Source organism: Lichenicoccus sp. (assembly GCF_965277665.1).
In the GTDB taxonomy this organism is placed as follows: Bacteria; Pseudomonadota; Alphaproteobacteria; order Acetobacterales; family Acetobacteraceae; genus Lichenicoccus.
Genome location: NZ_OZ255835.1, coordinates 552679 through 570978, shown reverse-complemented (window position 1 = coordinate 570978; position 18300 = coordinate 552679). Strand labels below are relative to the sequence as shown.

General features: G+C 68.6%; 17 protein-coding genes. 8 read left to right on the top strand and 9 right to left on the bottom strand.

The annotated features are described in order from the left end of the window. Nucleotides 1-6: 6 nt before the first annotated feature. The 4 genes from ACQY4O_RS02625 to ACQY4O_RS02610 all read right to left on the bottom strand — a co-directional run bounded on the left by ACQY4O_RS02625 (nucleotide 7) and on the right by ACQY4O_RS02610 (nucleotide 4357). Nucleotides 7-1278, bottom strand: coding sequence for a sugar ABC transporter permease (locus tag ACQY4O_RS02625; protein ID WP_428374687.1), 1272 nt, complete (start codon nucleotides 1276-1278; stop codon nucleotides 7-9). Next, nucleotides 1275-2093, bottom strand: a complete 819-nt coding sequence (locus tag ACQY4O_RS02620; protein ID WP_428374686.1) for an ATP-binding cassette domain-containing protein — start codon at nucleotides 2091-2093, stop codon at nucleotides 1275-1277. Before ACQY4O_RS02620 ends, ACQY4O_RS02625 begins: the two co-directional genes overlap by 4 nt. Before the next feature lie 61 nt (nucleotides 2094-2154). Beyond that, nucleotides 2155-3264 (bottom strand): ABC transporter substrate-binding protein, encoded by a 1110-nt coding sequence (locus ACQY4O_RS02615; protein ID WP_428374685.1) that lies wholly within the window; start codon nucleotides 3262-3264, stop codon nucleotides 2155-2157. Between the two features lie 271 nt (nucleotides 3265-3535). Further along, nucleotides 3536-4357: a universal stress protein gene (locus ACQY4O_RS02610; protein ID WP_428374684.1), complete on the bottom strand. Its 822-nt coding sequence runs from the start codon at nucleotides 4355-4357 to the stop codon at nucleotides 3536-3538. Between the two features lie 160 nt (nucleotides 4358-4517). Here ACQY4O_RS02610 and ACQY4O_RS02605 point away from each other — a divergent pair, with 160 nt between their 5' ends. From ACQY4O_RS02605 to ACQY4O_RS02585, 5 genes are all read left to right on the top strand, one after another. Further along, nucleotides 4518-6623, top strand: a complete 2106-nt coding sequence (locus tag ACQY4O_RS02605) for an FUSC family protein (protein WP_428374683.1) — start codon at nucleotides 4518-4520, stop codon at nucleotides 6621-6623. Beyond that, nucleotides 6617-6811, top strand: a complete 195-nt coding sequence (locus tag ACQY4O_RS02600; RefSeq protein WP_428374682.1) for a DUF1656 domain-containing protein — start codon at nucleotides 6617-6619, stop codon at nucleotides 6809-6811. The genes ACQY4O_RS02605 and ACQY4O_RS02600 overlap by 7 nt, the downstream gene beginning before the upstream one ends. Nucleotides 6812-7000: 189 nt before the next feature. After that, nucleotides 7001-7924: an efflux RND transporter periplasmic adaptor subunit gene (locus ACQY4O_RS02595; RefSeq protein WP_428374681.1), complete on the top strand. Its 924-nt coding sequence runs from the start codon at nucleotides 7001-7003 to the stop codon at nucleotides 7922-7924. 131 nt (nucleotides 7925-8055) lie between these two features. Then, entirely contained in the window at nucleotides 8056-9531 is a 1476-nt protein-coding gene (locus tag ACQY4O_RS02590; RefSeq protein WP_428374680.1) for an efflux transporter outer membrane subunit, read from the top strand. 303 nt (nucleotides 9532-9834) lie between these two features. After that, the gene (locus ACQY4O_RS02585; protein ID WP_428374679.1) at nucleotides 9835-12183 is read left to right on the top strand and encodes a TonB-dependent receptor; all 2349 of its coding nucleotides are present in this window, start codon (nucleotides 9835-9837) and stop codon (nucleotides 12181-12183) included. Here ACQY4O_RS02585 and ACQY4O_RS02580 read toward each other — a convergent pair. Both ACQY4O_RS02580 and ACQY4O_RS02575 read right to left on the bottom strand, forming a co-directional pair. Next, nucleotides 12167-12331, bottom strand: coding sequence for a DUF2256 domain-containing protein (locus ACQY4O_RS02580; protein ID WP_428374678.1), 165 nt, complete (start codon nucleotides 12329-12331; stop codon nucleotides 12167-12169). The two genes, ACQY4O_RS02585 and ACQY4O_RS02580, sit on opposite strands and share 17 nt — an antisense overlap. 11 nt (nucleotides 12332-12342) lie before the next feature. Continuing rightward, nucleotides 12343-13167 (bottom strand): phosphate/phosphite/phosphonate ABC transporter substrate-binding protein, encoded by an 825-nt coding sequence (locus tag ACQY4O_RS02575; RefSeq protein ID WP_428374677.1) that lies wholly within the window; start codon nucleotides 13165-13167, stop codon nucleotides 12343-12345. A gap of 106 nt (nucleotides 13168-13273) precedes the next feature. On the opposite strand from ACQY4O_RS02575, the gene ACQY4O_RS02570 reads away from it, so the two are divergent. Further along, nucleotides 13274-14215, top strand: coding sequence for a fatty acid desaturase (locus tag ACQY4O_RS02570; RefSeq protein WP_428374676.1), 942 nt, complete (start codon nucleotides 13274-13276; stop codon nucleotides 14213-14215). Between the two features lie 24 nt (nucleotides 14216-14239). On the opposite strand, the gene ACQY4O_RS02565 is transcribed toward ACQY4O_RS02570, so the two are convergent. Continuing rightward, nucleotides 14240-14548: a putative quinol monooxygenase gene (locus tag ACQY4O_RS02565; protein WP_428374675.1), complete on the bottom strand. Its 309-nt coding sequence runs from the start codon at nucleotides 14546-14548 to the stop codon at nucleotides 14240-14242. Nucleotides 14549-14706: 158 nt separating this feature from the next. On the opposite strand from ACQY4O_RS02565, the gene ACQY4O_RS02560 reads away from it, so the two are divergent. Beyond that, entirely contained in the window at nucleotides 14707-15543 is an 837-nt protein-coding gene (locus tag ACQY4O_RS02560) for a phosphatase PAP2 family protein (RefSeq protein WP_428374674.1), read from the top strand. Between the two features lie 113 nt (nucleotides 15544-15656). Further along, on the top strand, nucleotides 15657-15818 hold the full coding sequence (locus ACQY4O_RS02555; protein ID WP_428374673.1) for a DUF1674 domain-containing protein: 162 nt from the start codon (nucleotides 15657-15659) through the stop codon (nucleotides 15816-15818). A 16-nt stretch (nucleotides 15819-15834) separates the two neighbouring features. On the opposite strand, the gene ACQY4O_RS02550 is transcribed toward ACQY4O_RS02555, so the two are convergent. Both ACQY4O_RS02550 and rpsA read right to left on the bottom strand, forming a co-directional pair. Then, the gene (locus ACQY4O_RS02550) at nucleotides 15835-16350 is read right to left on the bottom strand and encodes a hypothetical protein (RefSeq protein ID WP_428374672.1); all 516 of its coding nucleotides are present in this window, start codon (nucleotides 16348-16350) and stop codon (nucleotides 15835-15837) included. A 102-nt stretch (nucleotides 16351-16452) separates the two neighbouring features. After that, nucleotides 16453-18174: a 30S ribosomal protein S1 gene (rpsA, locus tag ACQY4O_RS02545; RefSeq protein ID WP_428374671.1), complete on the bottom strand. Its 1722-nt coding sequence runs from the start codon at nucleotides 18172-18174 to the stop codon at nucleotides 16453-16455. Nucleotides 18175-18300: the final 126 nt, after the last annotated feature.

Here is an 18300-nt window from a genome sequence, read left to right as displayed (position 1 = left end):
AAGTTCTCAGGCGCGACCATGCGAAACGCGAGAGCGGCGTGCGAGGCTGTCCACGATCACGGCCACCGCGAGCACGCCGCCGGTGATCATGTAGCGCAGCGACGACGACAGATCGAGCAGCGTCAGGCCGCTGGCGATCGACTCGATGACGATGATGCCGAGCAGCGCCGAGTACGCGCTGCCCCGGCCGCCGAACAGCGACGTGCCGCCGATCACCGCGGCGGCGATCGCGTTGAGGTTGACGTCGCCGGTGCCGGCCTGCTGGCTCGCCGAGGCCAGACGCGCCGAGGACAGCACCCCGCCGATGGCCGCCAGCACCGAGCAGAGCACGAAGGCACTCGTATAGATCAGCCGCACGTTGATGCCGGCGCGCCGCGCCGCCTCGCGGTTGCCGCCGACCGCGGTGATCCAGCGGCCCCATTTCGTCCGGGTCAACGCGTAGTTCAGGCCGACCACCAGGGCCACGAACAGGCCGAACATCCACGGCACGCCGCGATCCTGGTTCAGGTAGAAGGCGAGCAGCTCCAGCACCACGGTGATCACCACCGCCTGCACCAGTAGCCGGCCGAGCGATTGCGGCGACAGGCCGGCCGCCTCGCGACGGGCGGCGGTCCTGAAGCCGGTGGTGAACGTGGCGATGCCGGCAAGTGCCGCCGCCGCGTAGGCCAGGACATGCGGCATGAACAGGGACTGGCCGAAATTCACCATCGCCGAGCCGTACGGCAGGTTGATCGAACCGCTCTGGCCAAGGATGTAGAGCTGCAGGCCCAGGATGGCGAGCAGGCCGGCCAGCGTGGAGACGAAGCTTGGCATGCCGAACCGGTTGAACAGCAGGGCGTAGAGCGCACCGATCACGCCCCCGGCCAGCATCGCCGCCGGCACCGCGAGCCAGACCGGCCAGCCCATGTTGACCCACAGCACGCCGACCAGCGCCGAGGCGAAGCCGCTCACCGAGCCGACCGACAGGTCGATCTCGCCGACCATCAGGATGCAGACGATGCCGAGCGAGATCACGCCGACGGTGGAACTGTCGAACAGCAGGTTGACCAGGTTGTTGCTGGAGAGGAAGACCGGGTTCAGGCTCTCGAACACCGTCCAGATGATCGCAAGCCCCACCACCACCGGCAGCGCGCCGAGCTCGCCCGAGCGCACGCTGTCGGCAAAGGCGCGCAGCGCGCCACCGAGGCCGGTGGCGTGCCGCACGCGCTCGTCACTGCGGTCGAGCCGGGGTGCGGCCGGCGCCGCCTCCTTGATGGTCCCCTCCTTGATATCGGTCACGGCCGGTCTTCCTGCGCGAGATCTTGTTGCGCCCGACGCCGGCCGGACCGGCGCGAGACCGAGTTGTCCGACGCGCCGGTGATGGCGCTGACCAGTTCCTGGTTCGACGTGTCGGGATAGAACACCCCGTTATTGCGTCCGAGCCGCAGCACCACGATGCGGTCGGCGACGGCGCGCACATCCTCCATGTTGTGGCTGATCATGACGACGCCGAGCCCGCGGTCGCGAACCCGCTCGATCAGGTCGAGCACCTCGGCGGTCTGCGCCACCCCGAGTGCGGCGGTCGGTTCGTCGAGCAGGATCAGCTTGGGGTCGAGCAGCAGCGAGCGCGCGATCGCCACCGTCTGACGCTGGCCGCCGGACAGCGAGCTGACCGTCTCGCGCACGCTCGGGATGCGTGCGGACAACTCGCGCAGGAGGGTCCAGGCGCGGGTCTCCATCGAGACCTCGTCCAGTTGCAGCGGATGCAGCTCCTTGCCGAGAAAGATGTTGGCGACCACGTCGAGATTCTCGCACAGCGCCAGATCCTGGAACACGGTGGCGATGCCAAGTGCGAGCGACGCGCTCGGATCGGCCAGCGTCACCGGCTTGCCGCGGAAATGCATCGTCCCGGCGCTCGGCTGATGCACGCCGGCCAGGATCTTGATCAGGGTCGACTTGCCGGCGCCGTTATCGCCGACGAGCGCCACCACCTCGCCCGCATGGACATCGAGGTCGATTGCGGTCAGCGCGGAGACCGCTCCGAAATGCTTCGAGATGCCGCGCAGGCTGAGCACCAGCTCGCCTGCGTCCGGCTCCTGCCGTGAAGTCTGCATTCTGCCCACCTTGCCTTTTCTGGCCGCCCTGCCTTTCGGAATTCCGCGACGACGCCAGCGATCAGGGCGTGATGCCGAGCTTCTTGCAGCCCTCGGCATAGCGGTCGGTGCAGAGCACGGCGGCGGTCTCGATCGGCTTGCCGTTGACCTGCCGGTCGATGATCTCGGCCTTGAGGTTTTCCGCGGTGACCAGGGTCGGCGTGAAGAGCTGCGTGGGCGTGCCGAACAGGGTATGGTCGGATTTGGGCTTGCGGCCCTCGAGCAGGGCGACCGCGACCTTCGCCGCCGCTGCGGCCACGATCTCGCTCGGCTTGTTGATGGTGTTGTACTGGTCGCCCGCGATGATGAGCTGCAGTCCGGCGATGGTGGCGTCGTTGCCGGTGACCGGCGGCACCGGATCGACGCCCGCCGCCTTGAACGCCGCGACCGCGCCGCCGCCGGTGCCGTCATTGGCGGCCACCACGCCCACGATCTTCTTGCCGAACCGCGAGATCTGCCCGCTCACCCATTGCTGCGCCTTGGTGGGAGTCCAGTCCGGGGTGTCGTATTCGGCCAGCGTGCGATAGCCGCCGGCGGCCAGTCCCTCGTGCACGCCCTTCTTGATCAGGCCGGCCGCGGCATCCGTCGGCGAGCCGTTGACCTCCAGCAGCCCGTTGCCGGAGGTCGGCACGCCGGCCGCCTTGAGGCGGCGCACCAGCGACTGCGCGATCACGCGGCCGATCTGCTCGTTGTTGAACGAGACATAGTAGTCGGCCGGCGCCTGCGGGATCGGCCGGTCATAGGCGATGATCTTGATGCCCTGGCTCTGCGCCTGGTGCACCAGGGAGGCCGCCGCGGTGGAATCCACCGGGTCGATCACGATCGCCTTGGCGCCCTGCGAGACCACTGAATTGAACTGCTGCTGCTGGCGCGAGGCATCGGCGTCGGCGTTCTGGTATAGCACCGTGCAGGTCGGGCAGAGCGTCTTCATTTCCAGGATGAAGCCCGGCCGGTCATGCTCCTCGTAGCGGGTCGAGCCCTCGTCGGGCATGAGGAAGGCGATCTTCGCGTTGGAGACGGGTGCGGCAAGCGTGGCGCCGCTCGCGAGCAGTCCGAGCACGAAGGTCGCGGAGCCGATCAGGCCGCCCGCGATCGCGAGGCCGCGTGCCGTCCCGGCTTGAGTCTTTTTCATTGTTGTCCTCCCAGATGCAGCCTGAGTGCTGCAGATCGTTTTTCTTGTTATCGGGCCGCTCGAAATCGGGGCTTGGCGAACGCCGGGTCCGCAATGGCGTGTATGGTTTCCTCCGACGTCTCCGGCAAGCGTTTGGGGCAAGCATTTTGGGCAAGCGTGCGGGGGCACGCGCCCGGACCTGTCCCATGGTCGCCATCATAGCGCGTCGAGCGCGCCCGGCTACCACGATCGAAGCCGGCGACTGATACTCCCATGCCCGATTATCCGCCCATCAGGTCGCGGTCAGGATCGGGATGCGGCCGTCCTCGATCACCTTGAGCAGGGTGCCCCCCAGGGCGGTGCCGGTGCTGCCCGGCGGATGCGAGCGGCCGCAGACCCCCATCACCACCAGGCTCGCCTGCTCGCGACGGATGGTGTCGAGCAAAGCGCGGCCGGTCTGGCGGTGCGCGTTGTCCAACACCCGCAGCGCGGCATCGTCGTTCCAGAGCTTGGCGTAGGCTGATACCGCCTCGCGCGCCTGCTCGCCGACGGTGTTGCGGCCGATGATGACCACCCGCAGCCGCCGCGCCCGCGCCAGCAGCGGCAGCGCCTGCGCCAGCGCGTGCGAGGCGCCGGCGCTGCCGTCCCAGGCCAGCACCACGGTCTCCAGCAGCCCGCCCGGGTCGACACGCGCCAGCGGCGCCAGCAGCACCGCGCGGCCCGAGGCCAGCAGTGCGTCGCGGAAGCCGCGCTCGCCACGCGTCGCAGCACGGATGCCGTCCTCGCTGACCAGCCGCCCGGCCGAACGCGCCACGATCAGGTCGCAGGCCCGCCCCAGGGACGCGCTCGCATAGACCACGCCGTCCGGGATCTCGTGCCAGAGGGTCGCAAGCCGGTGGCGCCCGGCCGCAGCCTGCGCCCAGCGCTCGTAGATGCGCGGCAGCTCCAGCTCGGTCTCGTCGAGGCCGTCCTCCGCCTCGGCAGCCTCGTCCAGGGGGTCGGGGACGTAGGCGACATCGATCTGTGCGCCGGAGGGCGCGGCGAGGTGCAACGCGATGTCAAGCAGGGTCCCGGCCTCCTCGGGCCCGGGCAGCGGCACAAGGATCCTGCGCATCGTCGGCTCCGTCAGGTATGGAAGCTGTGATAGGCCCGAGCGGCCAAAGATCAAGCGCCGGCGTCGCGATCGCGTGATGACGAGCCTCGGGATGGCATGGATGCCACCGGGTTGCCGCGATAGGGCTGACACAGAGCGACCGGCAAGGTAGCACCGAAGCATGACGCTGCCCCGCGCCACACCGGCCGGCCGATCCTTGCGCATCGCACTCGGCGACATCGTGCCGTTCCGCCGCCACGGGCCGACGGTGATCTATTGCCTGCGCACCGTGACCGCCATCGGCGTCGCGTTGTACGTGGCCTTCTCGCTGCAGCTGCAGGCGCCGCTGTCTTCGGTCATCACCGTGCTGATCGTCGCCAACCCGGTCAGCGGCGCGCTGGTCTCGAAAAGCGTCTGGCGGCTGTTCGGCACCTTCATCGGCGCCTCGGCGGCGATCCTGCTGATGGCCGCCTTCGCGCAATCGCCGATCCTGTTCTATCTCGCGCTGTCGCTGTGGATCGGCGCGGCCTGCGTGTTCTCGACCCTGCTGCGCTTCTTCAAGGCATACGGCGCGGTGCTGGCCGGCTACACCATCATCATCGTCTGCGCGTCCGCCTTCGCGCATCCCGAGACCGTGTTCCTCAGCGCACTGTCGCGGCTGTCGGCGGTCTCGGTCGGCATCGCCTCGGCCGCCCTGGTGTTCCTGCTGACCTCGGTGCGGCCGCCGCAGCGCCTCGCCGACGCCACCCAGGCGACGATACGCGGCACCGCGGCCTCGCTCGCCGACGCGGGCGGCTGCTTCAGGCAACAAGCCCCGCCCGCGGACGCGACCGAATCGGCGGCCGCCGCCATGCCGCGTCCCGGCGCGCTGCCCGAGGCCTTCTATGACAGTCGTGGCGCGCTGCTCGCACAGGCGAGCGGGCTGGTCGAGATCATCGAATATGCCGCCGCCGACAGCTACGACGTCGCCCGGCGGGCCGGGCGGCTGCGCGCGGGGGCCGCCAGCCTGCTCGGCACGCTGGCCGCGCTGCATCCGCTGCATCGCCGGCTGCACCGCTCCGTGCAGGACACGGCGCAGGCCGAGCAGGCGATCGCCGCCCTGGGCCGCTACACCGCAGCCGAGGCGCCGCGGCACCTGGCCGCCCTGGCGGCCGCGCATGACCGCCTGGCGGAGAGCGTCGAGCGGGGCCACGTCGCGGGTCTCGCCGAGCTCGGCGCCGTCGAGCGCGCGCGCGACCTGCTCAACCGGCTGCACGAGGCGGTCGCGCGCCTGTCCGGGCAGCCGTCGCGCACCGCCACCCCACGCCACGTCCGGCTGCGCCCGTACCTGGACTGGCCGACGGCGCTGCGCAACGGCCTGCGCGGCTGCATCGTGACCATGCTCGGCTGCCTGTTCTGGTACGTGACGCAATGGCCGTCCGGGCCGACCCTGCTGTCCTACCTGGTCCCGGCCGCCTGCCTGCTGGCGACCAACCCGAGCGCATCCCGCGCCAGCATCGATTTCTCGCTCGGCACGCTGCTGGCGATCCCGGCGAGCTATGTCTGCGAGACGCTGATGCTGCCGCAGATCACCGGCTTTCCGTTGCTGCTCGGTTGCCTCGTGGTGGTGCTGCTGCCCGGCATCTGGCTGCAGTTCCACCCGCGCCACGGCCTGCGGGCCTTCGGCTACGTGGTGTTTTTCAATGCGATGATCAGCGTCAACAACCCGATCCGCTTCGACGACATCGCCCTGGTCAATGGCTGGCTCGCCTTCATCCTGGGCACCGCGGCGCTGGTCGTGGTGTTCCGCGCCGTGCTGCCGCCGAACCCCGCGCGCGATACCGAACGCCTGGTCGCATCCCTCGGCCGCGCCACAGCGAGGCTCGGCGGCACGCGCCGGCCGCCGCCGCACGAGGTCTGGGAAAACCTGCAGCTGCAAAAGACGCTGCGGCTGACCCAGCGCGTCCAGGCGATGGCCGGTCCGGTGCGCCGCGACCTCATCGACAGCGCCTTCATCAGTGTCGAGATCGGCCGCGACGTGCTGCGCCTGCGGCTGCTGTTGCACGAGGCGGCGCTCGCGTCCGGCGAACGCGCAGCCGTGCAGGAGGCGCTCGACGCGATCGGCCGGATACGGCGTGATCCGCGCGCCGCCGCCCGGGCGACGGCAACCGCCGCGACGGCGCTGTCGGGGGGCACCGGTCCGACGGCGCGCCGCATCGCCGGACTGCTGCACGAGGTGTCGATCCTGATCGACGCGGTGCCGGATTTCCTGGCCGGCGAGGCCGTCACGGGCCTGCGGCGATGCTGAGCGAGGCGAGCCTGGACGGCGTGCTGTTCGCGCCCATCGTGGTCTATGCGCTGGCGGCGCTGCCGATCACGCTGCTGCTGCGCGCGCTGATGTGGCGAATCGGCTTCATGCGCCTGGTCTGGCACCTCGCCCTGTTCGAGGTGGCGCTCTATCTGAGCGTGCTGTCGCTGCTCGTCCTGCTGGCCTGAGAGACCGTTTGCAGATGCTACTCCGCCGGCAATCCGACCCGACTTTCTGCGCTTCCGGTGCTCACAGCCAAAAAGGCTGCTCCGCTCCGGTTCTCGAATGCCGCGCCGGGCGTGCCGTGACGCTGTCGCGTCCCGGCACTCTTGCTCGGCGCAGCGCACCTGCAAACGGTCTCTGAGAGGTTGCGATCAATGCCCGTTGCCCTCTCCCTGCTGCGCAGCGCGATACGCGTCGCAATCACCCTGGCCGTGGTGGCACTCGCCATCTGGCTCGGGACCGCGCTCTGGCGCACCTACATGATCGCGCCCTGGACCCGCGACGGCCGCGTGCGCGCCTATGTCGTGGACGTGGCGCCGGAAGTCTCCGGCACGGTCACCGACGTGCTGGTGCACGACAACCAGTTCGTGCATCGCGGCGATGCGCTGTTCGTGATCGACCCGGTGCGGTTCCGCATCGCCATCGCCCAGGCGCAGGCACAGCTCGAAACCGCGCGAGAGGAGCTTCGCCTGCGGCAGTCGGACGCGCGGCGCCGACAGGGCCTCAGCGGCATCGTGTCGGCCGAGGAGCGCGAGCGCTTCACCAGCGTCGCCGCCACCGCGCAGGCCGCGGTCGACGCGGCGCAGGCCTCGGTGGACCTGGCAGGGCTCAACCTGACCCGGGCCACGCTGTACGCGCCGGTCAACGGCTACGTCACCAACCTGCTGCTGCGTACCGGCGACTACGTCAATGCCGGGCAGCCGCGCGTCGCCGTGCTCGATTCGGACAGCTTCTGGATCTACGGCTATTTCGAGGAGACCAAGCTGCACGGCGTGCATGTCGGCGAGCCCGCGCGCATGAAGCTGATGGGCTACGACGCGCTGCTGTCCGGCCATGTCGAGAGCATCACCCGTGGCATCAACGACCAGAACGGCAATCCCGACCGGATCGGGCTGCAGGATGTGAGCCCGGTCTTCACCTGGGTGCGGCTGGCGCAGCGGATCCCGGTGCGCATCCATATCGACCAGGTGCCCAAGGGGGTGACTCTGGCGGCCGGCATGACCTGCTCGATCAGCATCGGCCGCGAAGCCGAGCGCCGGCGGATCCGTCTTGCCTCCTGGCTTGAGGACCATCTCTAGCAAGGCCAGGGGCGTTGCCCCTGGACCCCATCAAAGGCAAGCCTTTGAAATCAAATAATTCAAGAATCGGGGTCTGGGGCCGCCGCTGCTCCAAGACGGGGCCCCAGCGGGTCCAGGGCGGCGCCCTGGCCTTGGCCCTGTTGCTGTCGGGCTGCATGGTCGGTCCCGACTACGTGCCGCCGCGCACCGAGATCCCCGGCAACTGGACCGAGCATGCGGCGACGGCGGCCGAGCTGGCGCGCACGAGCGCGCAGATGCAAACCTGGTGGGCGACGTTCCACGACCCGGTGCTCGACCGGCTGGTGCAGCTTGCCATCGCTAGCAATCTCGACCTGCAGATCGCCGGCCAGCGCCTGCTGGCGGCGCACGATGTGCGCGACGAGGTCGCCGCCCAACTCGCGCCGCAAGTCGATACCGTGGACCAGGCCGGCATCCAGCGCTTCTCGACGACCCTGCAATATCCGCCGCTGCCCGGTATCTCGTCGAGCAGCCGGTACTGGGCGCCGGGTTTCAGCGCCAGCTGGGAGCTCGACGTGTTCGGCCGCATACGGCGCGGGATCCAGGCGCAGGACGACGAGCTCGGCGCCGACATCGAGGCGCGTCGCGGCATGCTGGTCGCCATCCTGGGCGAGCTCGCCGACGACTACGTCACCCTGCGCGCGACGCAGCGCCAGCTGGTGCTCGCACGCCAGAACATCGAGGCGGCGCGGCAGGCGCTGGCGCTGACTGGTCGCGTTTTCACCCAGGGGCTCGGCACCAACCTGCAGGTGGCGCAGGCGCGGGCGGAGCTGGAGACCGAGCAATCCTCTGTGCCCCCGCTGCAGACCCGCATCGCGCAGCTCACGCATGCGATCGCGGTGCTGGTGGGACAGCTGCCGGGCAGCCTGGAGACGATGCTGGAGCGCCCCGCGCCGTATCCAAAGGTGCCGGCACTGCCGGTGGCGCTGCCCTCGATGGTGATCGCCAACCGGCCCGATATCCGGCGCGCCGAGCGGCAATATGCCGAGGCGAGTGCCCGCATCGGCGTCGCGGTGGCGCAGCTCTACCCGGATTTCTCGCTGCCTTTGTCGCTGGGCGTACAGTCCAGCATGATCCACGAGCTGTTCGCCGCCGACAGCCTCGCCTTCCAGCTCGTGCTCAGCGCGGCCCAGCCGCTCTACCATGGCGGCCGGCTGAGCGCGCAGGTGCGGCAGGCGCGGGCCGAGGCCGAGGCGGCCCGGCTCGCCTACCGGCAGACGGTGCTCACCGGCTTTCGCGAGGTCGAGGACCGGCTGGTCGCCTACCGCAACGATAGCCTGCGCGATGCGACGCTGCGGGCAGCCGCCGCCGACAACGCGCTGGCGCTGGATCGCGCGCGCCGGCTGTACGAAGCGGGGCTGGTGGGCTTCCTCGACGTGCTGACCGCGGAACGGGCGACCTACCAGTCGCAGGATCTCGCGGCCCTCGGCGACCTTGCCGAACTGACGGACGCGGTCGGTCTGTACACGGCGCTCGGCGCCGGGTGGCGGGGCGTGTGGTTGACCGACACGCAGCTGCCGGTCGACGAGAGGACGCAGCACGGCCTGGCGCACCGGCTCGATCACCTGCGGCGCCAGCTGTTCCCCTGAGAGCCCGTCCGATAATGCTACTACGCTGGCGATCCCCCGCTTTCCAAGGATTGGGCGGCTTTTCCGCTCCGGTGCTCACAGCCGAAAAGGCTGCTCCGCTCCGGTGCTCGAAAAGCCACGCCGGCCGGCGCCTTTGGCGCCTCTCACTCAGCGTAGCGCATTCTCGAACGGGCTCTGAGGAATAGTCACTTATCCGCAACAAGATGTGCTTGTTTGCGCGCCGCACCATTCCGGACACGTTCCTGGCATCTTGCTTGCTTCGCGGCTGTGGTCGTCCGCCACCGTAGCCAGGAGTTCCAGGCCATGCATCCACGCCTCGCGATCGCAGCACTCCTGGCAAGCACCACCCTGTCGGGTCTCGGGCCGGTTGCGATGGCGCAGACAGCCGGCACCGGCGCCGAGTCCATCGTGGTCGAGGCGAGCAAGGGCCACCACACCGCGGACGGCGTCACCGGGCTGCAGCCGGGCGGCGGGCTGATCAAGAAGGAGGTGGCGCCGAAGTCGCGCAGCTCGGTCACCAAGGACTACATCGCCAAGCAGGCGCCGGCGCAGAGCCCGTTCATGCTGGTCCAGCTGCTGCCCGGCGTGGTGGTGTCGGAAGTCGATCCCTGGGGCCTGTCCGGCGGTTCGCTGTCGATGCGCGGCCTCGACAACACCGAGATGGCGTTCATCTGGGAAGGCTCGCCGATCTCCGATGTCGGCGTCTATACCACCTACCCATCGGAGTTCGCCGACAACGAGAACCTGGAAGAACTCACACTGCAGCAGGGATCGTCCAATATCGACACGCCGACGATCAACGGCTCCGGCGGCCTGTTCACGTTCCACGACAGCGAGCCCACGGACAAGTTCGGCGGCCTCGCCGATTACGGCTATGGCACCTACAAATACAACCGCGAATTCATCCGGCTCAATTCCGGCGAGATCGGCAACACCGGGATCAAGGCGTTCATCTCGTACTCGCACCAGCATGACATTTCCTGGCGCGGTTCCGGCACCGACGAGAAGGATCATCTCGACTTCAAGGCAGTGAAGGACTGGGGCCAGGGCAACCACGTCTCGTTCGTCGGCGCCTATCAGTGGTCGACGCAGAACAGCTACACCAATCCGACGCTGGCGCAGTGGGGACAACTTGGAACGTCCTACAACTACAACGGCACGTATTACCCCGGTGACAGCAACTACTGGAAGCTGAACCGCAATCCGTACAGGAACGTCGATCTCAGTGCGCCGGCGCACTTCACCCTGACAGACCACTGGAGTGCGGATTTCACCCCATACCTGTGGCGCGGCTACGGCAATGCCATCATCGGCACCGGGCTGTACGAGACCGGCAACTACCAGGGCGCGCAGCTGATAACCAGTCCGGTCGTGCTGCCCTATCCGATCACGCCGACGGCGGCGAACAGCTATGCCAACGCCGAGGGCATCCTCGCCTTTGAGGACTCGCAGTATCGCGGCGGCTTCACCGCCAAGACGAACTATCGTCTCGGCATCAACAATTTCTTTGCCGGCTGGTGGTTCGACTACTCGAACGATCATGACACGGAGCCCTACAGCCCGGTTAGCTACGCGGGCGAGCCGAGCAACGTCTATGGCGAGGTCGAGAATATCAAGACACTCAGCGGCCTGCGCCTGCTCGGCCAGGACATCGACACCAAGACCACTGTGCACGCGCTGTTCCTGGGCGACGATATCAGCCTGCTGAACGACCGCCTGACCTTCGAGGCCGGCTTCAAGGAAGCCATCGTCAACCGCGACGGCACCAATATGCTGCCCGGTTCGCAATACAAGTCGGTCCTCAACGACGCGCAGCCGCTGCCTGCGATCTCGGCCCGTTACCAGATCAATACGAAGAACCAGGTCTTCGCCAGCGTCACCACCAACTTCCGCTCGCCGGTGAATACCACCCTCTATAACACGTACAGCTACCTCAACGGCGCGACGACGTTCCTCGGCGGCAACAACGTCCACGACGAATATTCGATCTCCGAAGAACTCGGCTATCGCTATGCGGGCGACATCCTGGTCGCGTCGGCGACCTACTTCCACTACAACTTCACCAACCGGCAGCTGCAGAGCGTGGTGCCCGGCACCAACGGGGGGGTCACCACCGACATCAATGCCGGCGGCCAGACCTCGGACGGCGTCGACATGGAGGCCGGCACGCGACCGATCGGACATTTCCGCCCCTACGTCTCGGCGCAGTATCTGCACGCCACCATCAACAACAACATCGAGGCCGGCGGCGACTATCTGCCGACGACCGGCAAGACCGCGGTGCGCAGCCCGGCCTGGGTGTTCTCGGCCGCACTCGACTATGACGATGGCCGCTTCTTCGGCAACTACACCGTCCGCTACGTCGGCAGGCAGTTCGCGACCTTCATGAATGACGAGGTGTTGCCCGCCTATTACGAAATGGGCGGCACCGTTGGAATGCGCTTCCACGATATCGGACCTGCCAAGGCGCCGACGATCCAGCTCAACCTGATCAACCTGACCAACAACCGCTTCCTGTCCGGCATCGATTCGCTTACGAGCAACGCCAAGACCACCACCGGCGTCTTCGGGACCACGATCCTTGGCTCGGCGCCGCTGTACAATATCGGCGAGGGCTTCGCCGCCATCGCCACCGTCAAGTCGGCGTTCTGACCGGCGGACGAAGCGGCTTCGCGGCTGCGCGGCAGCCGTCGGAGCAGTAGCGCACGTCGTTCCACACCCGGGCCCATTTGCGGCGCCATTCGAACGGGCGCCCGCACTGCACGCAAAGCTTGCTCGGCAGGTCGCCCTTGCGTCGCATCGGGCCGCGGGTCAGCGCAGCACCGGGTAGCCGAGGGCGCCCGCCTCGCGTTCCATCTCTGCGATGATCGCGTACTCCTCCTCGTCTAGGAACGCGAAGCGCTCGATCAGCAGGGCGTCACGCGCGCCCGCCAGTGCCGGATCCAGCAGCAGCCCGTCGAGCGCCGCCCGCAGCGCGGCCCGGTCGGCGGCGTCACGGCCGCGCGCCATCACCAGCGGCAGGCCGGGGGATGACGGCGTCCAGTCCAGCACGCGCAGCCCGGCCAGCGCCGCGGGCCGGACCCGCCGCAGCAGCTCCAGCGTCACGCAATCGATGGCGGCGATATCGGCCTGTCCGGCCTGCACCGCGCCAAGGCTGGCCGCATGCGAGCCGGTGACGACGATGTCGCGAAAGAACCGCTCGCCGCCTGCCAGCGGCGCGACGGCGGCGCGCAGCAGGTTCATCCCGGAATTGCTGTCATGACCGTTGAGCGCGCAGACCGCCCGGCCGCGCAGCCCGGCGAGGTCGCGCGCGGGATCGTCGGCACGCACGACGATGGCCGAGCACATTTGGGGGCCGTCGCAGCCGGGCGCGGTGTAGCAGGGCGTTGCCACCAGACGCACCTGTCCGCGCAGCGTGGTCGCCAGCGGGTAGCCGCAGGTCTGCGCCAGCAGCAAGGACGGGTCACGCCAGAGCGCCGGCAGGTCGTCCGGCTGCTCACGCGCCTGCGGCAAGCCACCGAGCCCGGCATTCGAGAGACCTGCCAGCAGGGAAGCGGCCAGCGCCCCGGTGGCCCATTCCAGTTCTGGCAGGTCGTACATCGGCAGCGCCAGCCGCCGCGGGCCTGAATTACGCATTGGAAGGTGGACTTCTAAAATAGGACGGACTAGGCAGGTGCAATTAGGGTCTTGCTAACACATAGGTCAGATTATTCTCCGCCACTGAGGGAGACAAGCCGACACCATGAGCGGACTGCCCAGAGAACCCGTGCTGCCGCAGCGTGTGGAGTGGCCGACCGTGGCCCTCGCCGCGGCGATCTATGGCGGCTGGATGCTGCTGACGGCGATGCAGGCGGCGGTGCCATGGTGGCTGCTGCTGCCGGCCGGCGCCTGGCTCACGGCCTGGCACATGTCGCTGCAGCACGAGGTCCTGCACGGTCATCCGACCGCCTCAAGACGTCTCAACGATCTGATCGGCTTCGTGCCGCTCAGCCTGTGGCTGCCTTATGCCCGTTACCGGGAGGACCATCTCGGCCATCATCGCGACGGCAACCTCACCGACCCGGTCGACGACCCGGAAAGCTACTACGTGACGCAGGCCGCGTTCTCGCGCCGCGGACCCCTCGGCCGGGCCCTGCTGGCGACCTGCAACACGCTGGCCGGGCGGGTGCTGCTCGGCCCGGCGCGCGGCATCGCCGGCTTCCTGGCGCGCGAGGCCAGGGCGCTATGCCGGCGTCCGGCCGCGACCCTGCGTGTCTGGCTGCCGCACCTGGCGGCAGGGCTCGCGATCACGCTGTGGCTGCACGCCGCCTGCGGGATGTCGCTGCTGCGCTACGTCGCCTGCTTCGTCTATCCCGGCTATGCGCTAGCGCTGGTGCGCTCGTTCGCCGAGCATCGCGCCGCCGAGGAGCATCGCCACCGCACCGCCATCGTCGAGAATGCGCCGGTGCTCGGCCTGCTGTTCCTGCACAACAACCTGCACGTCGTGCACCATCTGCGGCCAGCTCTGGCCTGGTATTGCATCCCGGCCTTCTATCGGGCCAGGCGCAAGCAGCTCGTGCGGATGAATGGCGGACTGCTCTATGACGGCTATGCCGATGTCGTGCGCCGCTTCCTGCTGCGCAGGCACCATGATCCGGCGCATCCGTCGCCGGATGCGCCGGCTATCGGCCTCGAACGCGGCTAGAGCAGGCCTGGCCGGTCGGGGGTTTCAGGCCGCCGCCAGGACGTGGATGACCCGGCTGGCGATCATGTCCTTGGTGCGGGCGCCGTAGGCCAGCATGTGCGGCGAGCCGGCATGCGCGCGCAGCGCGTCGGCGCTGGCCCATTTCTCGATCACCATGAAGGTGTCCTCGCCGAGCGGGGTCTGGATCGGCCCGGCATCGGGGACATCGATCACCGGCCCGTATTCGATGCACCCGTCCTCGGCATGCACCGCCGGGACGTTGGCGTGGAACGCCGCCAGGAGTGCCACCCGCTGGCCGGCCCTCGCTGTGACAACCGCAACGACGTGGATCATGGAAATGCCCTCGCAAGATTGGTCCAGCGACAGGATCTACCCCACGCCGCCCGCTTTGTCGGCCCGCTTTGTAGGTAAGTCTGACAACGCATCGAACTGCCGCTATAGGAACCCGCGAGCGGCCGGAATCGTGCCGGCGCCGCAGACCGAGGGACGACGTGACAGACCCCGCCATCCTGCACGCGCCGAGCGTGATCGGCGAGCCGGAGAGCCGCCTGCGCCCGGTCGCGCTGGCTGCCGCCACCGGCCTGCTGGTCCTCGGCATCGTGCTGTCGCAGCCCGGCACGCACGGCTTCGACATGACGGTGATGCACGTCCTCAACCGGCTGACCGGCCGCTGGCCGCTGCTGGACCATGTCGCGCACGACATGACCAAGGAGAGCTTCTCCACCCTGCCGATGACCGCCCTGGTCTGCTTTGCCTGGAGCGGTGGCACCCGCGGCGGGACGCGCGGACAGGACGATCGGGCGCGCCTCATCGCCGGCACCCTCGCCTGCATCGTCTCGATCGGGCTGTGCTTTGTCCTGCAGGCGGTCTTCCCGGACCATCCGCGGCCGCTGCACGATCCGCGGCTGCGGTTCCACGCGCCGGCCTCGATCGACCCGGGCGTGTTCAGCCCGGGCATGGCCTTTCCGGCCGAGCACGCGGCCCTGCTGTTCGGGCTGGCCGCGACGGTCGCCGGCGTCGATCTGCCGCTCGGCTTGGCCTGCCTCGTGCTGGCATTCCTGCTGAGCCTGGTGCGGGTCTATCTCGGCTTCATCTACCCGTCCGACATCATCACCGGTGCCATGATCGGCGTGCTGCTGACGGGCCTCGCCCAGGCGAGGTTGCCGCTGGCCGCGGTGCGGCCGCTGGAAGCCTGGGGCCGGCGACATCCGGCATCGTTCTGCGCGGTCTCGTTCTATGTCTGCTTCGGAATCGTCCGCCTGTTCGAGGATGAACGCTATATCGCGACCGGCCTCTCGCGCGCCATCAAGGCGCATCTCGGCCACTGACCCGCCCGAAGGCGACGGCTGCGTTCGACCGCGCATGCGAAGGCGGGCGCGGCACCGCAGGCGTGTCCGGCCGCCGCCTTGGCGTACGCCGGGCTCGCTCCCATCTGGGATGCATGGCCGATAGCAAAACCCCCGACGCCGCGCGCCCGCCGGATGACGCAGGCACTGGCGCTCGTCCTGCACCGGAGGCGCCGAAGGAAGTCGGCGGTCCGAAGGAGAAGGACCCGACCCGCTACGGCGACTGGACCGTCAAGGGTCGCTGCATCGACTTCTGATTGGGTCCGAGGCGCGTCATGGCGCGCCCTGTTCCTGGCGCCGGCCCGACCAGACGGTCTGGCGCTGCCGCGGCGGCTTCGGCTGCGTCGAGACCAGATAGATCCCGACCACGAACACCAGGTTGGCCAGCCCGTTGAAGCCCATCGCCAGCACGAAGGGCGGCCTCGCTGCGATCGACTGATACAGGCTGTACAGCATGAACGGGATCGAGAGCGGCCTGAACCCCTGCAGCATCATGCGCAGCGGGTTGGCGTGGCCCGGCCGCATCAGCGGGCGCATGCGGTTGATCGACAGGTAGAACGCGAATCCCAGCGCCCAGGTCAGGCCGTTCCACAACGCGCTGTCGATGCTCAGCCCGCCGACCATGAAGATCGCGACCACGGCGGCGGCATCCAGCACGATGGCGCCGAGCTGCATGCTCATGCCGATATCGAACGCCGTCGGCTTCTCGCCGAGCCGGTCGGCGAACGGCTGGAACACCCGGTCCAGCAGCCAGACATCGGCCTTGGTGATGGCGTCGGCGACGTTCATGGCCTGCCTCTCGCGCGCCCTGCCGTCGGCGTCAATGCGGAAAGGGCGGCGCCATCGCTGGCGCCGCCCTCCTGCATCAGGCCCGAAGCCGGATGTTGGGGATCAGTCCGAGGTCTGGTTGCGACGACGGATCGCGGCACCCAGGATGTCGCCGAGCGAGGCACCGCTGTCGGACGAGCCGTACTCGTTGATCGCCGCCTTGTCCTCCTCGACCTCGCGACCCTTGATGGTCAGCGAGAGCTTGCGCGAGGCGCGATCGACCGAGATCACCTTCGCATCGACGCGCTCGCCGACGGCGAAACGCTCCGGACGCTGCTCGGCCTTGTCGCGGGCCAGCTCGGCGCGGCGGATGAAGCCGCTCAGCACCTCGTCGACCTTCACCTCGATGCCGTTCGCCTGCACCGCGGTCACCACGCAGGTCACCACCGCGCCCTTGTTGACGCGCGACAGCGTGTCGGCGGCCGGGTCGTCATGCAGCTGCTTGATGCCGAGCGAGATGCGCTCCTTTTCGACGTCGACGTCGAGCACGCGGGCCTGCACCACCTGGCCCTTCTCGAAGCCGGCCATCGCCGCCTCGCCGGCCTCGTCCCAGGACAGGTCGGACATGTGCACCATGCCGTCGATGTCGGCGGACAGGCCGATGAACAGGCCGAACTCGGTGATGTTGCGTATCTCGCCCTCGACCGTGGCGCCGACGCGGTGATCCTCGGCGAACTGCTCCCAGGGATTGCGCTGGACCTGCTTGAGGCCGAGCGAGATGCGGCGCTTGGAGCTGTCCACGTCGAGCACCATGACGTCGACCTCCTGCGAGGTGGCGACGATCTTGCCCGGATGGACGTTCTTCTTGGTCCAGGACATCTCGGAGACGTGCACCAGGCCCTCGACGCCCGGCTCCAGCTCGACGAAGGCGCCGTAGTCGGTGATGTTGGTGACGCGGCCGCTGTAGCGGGCCCCCGGCGGATACTTGATCGCGACCCCTTCCCACGGATCGGCCTCGAGCTGCTTCATGCCCAGGCTGATGCGCTGCGTGTCCGGGTTGAAGCGGATCACCTGCACGCGGACCTGCTGGCCGATCTGCAGCGCCTCGGACGGGTGGTTGATGCGCTTCCAGGCGATGTCGGTGACATGCAGCAGGCCGTCGACGCCGCCGAGATCGACGAAGGCGCCATAGTCGGTGATGTTCTTCACCACGCCGTCGAGGATCATGCCCTCCTTGAGGCCCTGGATCAGCTCGCTGCGCTGCTCGGCCCGGGTCTCCTCCAGCACGGCGCGGCGCGAGACCACGATGTTGCCGCGGGCGCGGTCCATCTTGAGGATCTGGAACGGCTGCGGCGTGCCCATCAGCGGGCCGACGTCGCGCACCGGACGGATATCGACCTGGCTGCCCGGCAGGAACGCCATGGCGCCGCCGAGATCGACGGTGAAGCCGCCCTTGACCCGGCCGTAGATGGTGCCGTTGACGCGCTGGTTGCCCTCGAAGGCGCGCTCGAGATTGGTCCAGGCCTCCTCGCGGCGCGCCTTCTCGCGCGACAGCACGATGGCGCCGTCGCGGTCCTCGTAGCGCTCGACATAGAGCTCGATGACGTCGCCGGGCTTCACGTCGGTGGGCGCGCCGGGCACGCCGAATTCCTTCAGTGCGACGCGGCCCTCGCTCTTGAGGCCGACATCGACGATGGCGAATTCCTCGGTCAGGCGGACGACGCGGCCGGTGACGACGGAGCCGTCGAAGCCGGTGTCGCGGCCCAGCGTCTCATCGAGCAGGGTCGCAAAATCCTCGCCACCGAAATGATCATCGGGGACGCGTGCAAGGGCGGCTGATGCCATGTGTCTCTGGTGTTCCTGTGTCGAATGCCGGCGTTTTCTGCCGGCTGACGGTCATGCGCCCTGCCCTGATGGCAGCACGGCTTGCTCTCGTCGCAGGCCCGGACCCATGCCCGGCGCGCTGGAGGC